The organism is Tunicatimonas sp. (genome assembly GCF_049647865.1).
Taxonomy (GTDB): Bacteria; Bacteroidota; Bacteroidia; order Cytophagales; family Cyclobacteriaceae; genus Tunicatimonas.
The window spans coordinates 1-4,875 of record NZ_JBARYM010000927.1; the positions used below are offsets into that span (position 1 = coordinate 1).

5 protein-coding genes are annotated in these 4,875 nt (G+C 44.4%); all 5 read right to left on the minus strand.

Annotated elements, in window-relative coordinates:
- Window positions 1-2,252: SusC/RagA family TonB-linked outer membrane protein (locus WBA23_RS26170; RefSeq protein WP_424585223.1), on the minus strand; the 2,252-nt coding region annotated here is incomplete at its 3' end.
- 219 nt (window positions 2,253-2,471) lie between these two features.
- The gene (bla, locus tag WBA23_RS26175; protein WP_424585224.1) at window positions 2,472-3,224 is read right to left on the minus strand and encodes a subclass B1 metallo-beta-lactamase; all 753 of its coding nucleotides are present in this window, start codon (window positions 3,222-3,224) and stop codon (window positions 2,472-2,474) included.
- A 215-nt stretch (window positions 3,225-3,439) separates the two neighbouring features.
- Window positions 3,440-3,811 carry a DUF86 domain-containing protein gene (locus tag WBA23_RS26180; protein WP_424585225.1) on the minus strand — a complete coding sequence of 124 codons (372 nt, stop codon included), beginning with the start codon at window positions 3,809-3,811 and terminating at the stop codon, window positions 3,440-3,442.
- Between the two features lie 47 nt (window positions 3,812-3,858).
- Window positions 3,859-4,341, minus strand: a complete 483-nt coding sequence (rnhA, locus tag WBA23_RS26185; RefSeq protein WP_424585226.1) for a ribonuclease HI — start codon at window positions 4,339-4,341, stop codon at window positions 3,859-3,861.
- A 72-nt stretch (window positions 4,342-4,413) separates the two neighbouring features.
- Window positions 4,414-4,872, minus strand: coding sequence for a MarC family protein (locus WBA23_RS26190; RefSeq protein ID WP_424585227.1), 459 nt, complete (start codon window positions 4,870-4,872; stop codon window positions 4,414-4,416).
- Window positions 4,873-4,875: the final 3 nt, after the last annotated feature.

Sequence of the window (4,875 nt, forward strand, 5' to 3'; positions counted from 1 at the left end):
TCTCCCAACACCCCGGGCAGTTCACGACCCAACGTCAGCATTCCGGTGGTGTTACGCTCGTAGATGTCAAACGAAGCCATCAGGCGGTCGCCAAAGAAGCCTAGGTCTGCTCCGAAGTTCAGCGTAGAAACCTCTTCCCAAGTATAATTGGGCGAAACTAATCCGGGAGGGGTGACTCGCTGCGGACGAACGCCCCCAATGAGGTAGTTGGAAGGTGAAGCACTCATGGTGGCGATGTAGTCGTAAGGACCAACCGCTTGATTACCTAGTGAGCCGTAGGAAGCCCGCAATTTAAAGGTGCTCCAAACATCTTCCAGTGGCTGCATAAAGGATTCCTGGTCGACTCGCCAAGCGGCCGAGGCCGAGGGGAAGAAACCGTAGCGATTACCGTCGGGAAAGCGGGAAGTTCCGTCGTAGCGACCGTTAAATTCTAGAATATACTTATCATCAAAAATGTAGTTCAGCCGATAAAAGTATCCACGAATAGCCCAGTCAAAAATATCTTCGTCTACCGTCGTTTCACCGGTAGCCAACCCGACGGTCGGTAGCGAAGATGATATCACGTTGCTGCGGGCGGCACTAAACCATTCGGAACGGAAGTACTCCTGATTAAATCCGGCAATGGCGGTGAGTTGGTGGCGACCCAGTTGCTTATTGAATGTTCCGTAGATGTTGAACACGGTGTAGTCATCAAAAGTAGTGCTACGATAGGCGTAGTTGCTGCCTTCTTCTCGCACATCCTCCGGGCCGTAGCCGATATTGTAGCGAGTAGTATGATAGTTAAAATTCGTGGCTCCGCGGCGGTAGGTAAAGTCGGTATTTAAGCGAAACAAATCTTGCCAAAGCGACGCTTGAGCGGTGAACCTCGATTGCAGGCTATTGTACTTATCCGTGGTTCTTCCTCCGTCCCGTAACCGGGCTTCCAGACGTCCGGCATCCGTATTGGCCCAGGTTCCATCGGGGTTCACATTCCAATCGGTGGGGTGCAAATCGTAGACATCGGTCATTGAAGAGCGAGTTATATCTCGCCCTCCTATTCTAGCTAAAGGAGCTAACGCCGAAGGATTCTCCCTAATAGTATTGGTTAAGAAGGTGTTATTGCCAATCGTTAGCCAGTCGGTTGGGCGGTAGTCTACCTTACTGCGAAAGCTGAAGCGGTCAAAGAAGTCTTCAGCTACATTCAGCACCCCGTTCTGCCGGTTGTAAGCACCCGAAATGAAGTAGCCCACTTTATCCGTTGATCCGTTAATAGATAGCGCGTGATCTTGGGAGACGGTGTACTCACTTAGAAAGTGATCGATCCAGTTCTGATCGCCCATGTACTCCCACTGGGAATCATCGGTAGGATTGATCCGAACTGGCGCAATATTGGGATCATTGGAACGCTCTCGGGCATACTGATACATCTGGTCGCTGTAGTTTTGGTTGTCCCAAGGCGTATTATTCGTGGATGTTTCCCGTACCCGTAGATAGATGTAGGGATCGGTTACTTTGCGGGGCAGTACCGTAGGCGTGTTCCATGAAAAGTTGTTGGAGTAGCTGAAGTTTACGCCCTCTTGGTTTCCACTTTTGGTGGTAATCAGAATAACCCCAAAAGCTGCTCGCGCCCCGTAAATCGCTGCCGCCGAAGCATCTTTGATCACCGAAATTTCCGAAATGTCCTGGGGGGCAACCCGATTGAGTTCTACCGGATCGGATGGCACTCCATCAATCAGGATGAGTGGATTTCCGCCGTTAATAGAGGTTAGCCCCCGAATGTTAATATTTGCGGCAGCTCCCGGCTCACCCGAAAGGAAGTCAATATTTAAGTTTGGAATAGCTCCTTGCAATCCTTGGGCGGTATTGGAGATAGGTCGACTTTCCAACACCTCCGAATCTATCTGGTCTACTGCCCCAGAAAGATTCACTCTTTTTTGAGTGCCGTACCCTACCACTACAATTTCCTGTAGCTGAGCCACATCTTCGCGCAACATAACATCCAGTTGACTACGATTATTCACGGCTACCTCTTGAGTCGTATAACCAATAAAGGAGTAAACCATACTCGGATTATCACCGCTAACGTTGACTCGGTAGCTTCCGTCTATCTCGCTGATGGTTCCGTTGGTGGTTCCTTTCTGGAGAATAGAAACGCCAACCAGTTCTTCACCATTCTCATCAGTTACTGTACCAGAGACGGTAGTTTGAGCCTGTAAGAAATTTGGGACTAAAAATAGAATACCAACGATCCATGCGTAAAAAATCAATCTCATAAGCGTGCTTGTTTAGGTTAAGCCGCGAATGTAGAAATCATATATTAACTGAAGATGAATGTACAGTTAAGTATACGTTACAAATGTGAAGTTTTAGTTAAGCCAAAAAAAAATAGTCACCTTGTGTAAATAATTTTTAGGGAAGGATTCAAGAAATTATCTACATTACCACGCTTAATAAATATGCATCAGCACTATTAAGTAACAATATAACTTAGCTTAGTTGCTCTCAAAAAGCTGAATAGTATAGTCTAGCAGAGCTTGACTGCCAGAGGCTCCATGTCCAGGAATCACTACTTTTACGTTAGAGTATTTGCTCTTTATCGCTTTTACTGTTTTTGGCCAATCCTCAACGTTAGCATCTGCCAGATTTCCTTTACTTGCATTCATTGTTTTGATCAAACACCCACCAAACAATACGTTTTCGCTAGGAAAATAGCCAACAACATTATCTTTTGTATGACCTTCTCCTAAATACGTAATATGCACCATTTTATCACCAACAATTAACGTCAGCGAATCTTCAAACCCATTGGCAGGACGGTTGAATTCTCGTTCTCTTGCCAATTGTATCGTTCTTTTACTAGCGTAGGAAGGAATATCGTTTTTGTCAAACGCGGGCAACCCTCCCAAGCAATCTTCATGAAAGTGCGTAGGAATAACCGCTTTTATATCAGAATTTAGTTCCTTACTAATCCAATTAATAAGCGCTACCGAGCTGGCATTGTCTACGGGAGTATCAAAAACCACTGCCTCATTTTGGTGGGTCACTACCATTCCGTTGCAAGCTACTCTTCCGAATGATTCGGTATCAAAGAATGAGACATGAACGTACGCATTTTCCGTTACTTGCTTAATTACTAATGCATCCGATTGATACACAATTTGCGAGGTATCACTGGCTTCTTGGCAATTACCAAGCAGCGGAGTAAATGCTGTTACGGAGAGAGCAATATAAAATAGTAGTTTCATCTGTGCTATAAAGGGGGAAACACTAACTCGAGTAAGCTAACAGCTTATTCGCCTTTGTTAAAGAAAGAGCGAAGATAAAACTGCATAATCGTAGAACAAGTGATTATCAGTATTTAGCAAAGAAGCAGTAGAAAACCTACTGTTTGGTGAATCCCGTTTCTATCTAATGAATACGAATAACTAGTTATTGCAGAACTTTAGCGAAAACATCGGGATTAATCATCCATTAGATCATCATCATCCGGTATATCCATTCGCTCCGACTCAGTCATAATGAGATCGCGGAATTGAGGTAGATCGTTCTTAATGATAGACCAAATTGGCTGAAAACCTTTCTCTACAGCATTGTTAAACTTTGCCGCTTTAAATGCATCTAGCACATGATAATCTACATCTGTAAACTGACTAGTAAATTCATCGGATAGCAAAGTGGCTGCCTGACCGATATGTTGAAGATTTTCCATTACCGTTACTCGCACTTCTTCCTCCTGTTCAAAGTCAGGATAATCCATGCCTTGTACGTAGCTTTCAATTTCGCCAATATAGTTAGCGATGTTGTTGATATGATATTGATCTTGTTCGTTCATGTTTCTGATGTTAAAAAATAGTAGAATGATTTACTGTAAAAAGAACCCTACTTACCAGAAGTTGTTTGCTTACTGCGGGATATGCTGGTCTCAAAGCCCTGATCAATTAACAGCCCGTTTCCATCGGCCGAACTGACGGCTAATTCATCGCAGCGTTCGTTTTCCGGAATACCTGAGTGCCCCTTAATCCACTTAAGGGTAACATCGTGTTTGCGGTAGGCAGGAATGAACCGTTTCCAGAGATCAGCGTTTTTCTTACCTTTAAAATTCTTTTTCTGCCAGTTCCAGACCCAGCCTTTATTCACTGCATCGACTACGTACTGAGAATCAGAATAGATTTCTACTACAGTACCCCCTTTTTTCAAAGCTTCTAGCCCTATAATTACTGCTAACAGCTCCATACGATTATTAGTCGTGAGGCGATAACCTTCAGTAAGTTCTTTACGGTGTTTTTTGTACAATAATACGGTGCCGTATCCTCCCCGGCCGGGATTACCTCGCGAAGAACCATCGGTATACATGGTTACCATCTACTGACTGTTGGGTTAATGATGTTTCGTCTTCCTCAGTCCAGCCCAAAAGTAGGGCATCGCTGGTGCTTATCATGCAAATTGAGATTTGACTAATTTAATGGCAATAGCCAATAGAATAATCCCAAATACTTTGCGTAGAATATTAAAGCCTGCTTTGCCAATTTTGTTTTCGAGCCAGACTGAAGATTTAAGGACAATATACACTAAAATTAAATTAATCACGATGCCTACAACGATATTGGGGTAGCTGTAAGCCGCCCGCAAAGAAATTAGTGTAGTCATGGTGCCCGCTCCGGCAATCAGGGGAAATGCCAGCGGAACAATAGTAGCATCAGTTTCGCTCTCGGGATCCGGCTTAAAAATCTCAATTCCTAGCACCATTTCCATGCCGATCAGAAACATAACCAAAGCTCCGGCTATGGCGAAAGAAGCTACATCCAGACCAAATAACCGAAGAATTCGGTCGCCTAGAAACAAAAAACCAAACATAATTACCCCAGAAACCAACGTGGCCTTACCCGACTCAATAGT

Excerpts from the sequence above, each read along its gene's own strand:
- bla (WP_424585224.1), bottom strand. The coding sequence starts at position 3,224 with ATGAAACTACTATTTTATATTGCTCTCTCCGTAACAGCATTTACTCCG.
- rnhA (WP_424585226.1), bottom strand. The coding sequence starts at position 4,341 with ATGGTAACCATGTATACCGATGGTTCTTCGCGAGGTAATCCCGGCCGG.
- WBA23_RS26180 (WP_424585225.1), bottom strand. The coding sequence starts at position 3,811 with ATGAACGAACAAGATCAATATCATATCAACAACATCGCTAACTATATT.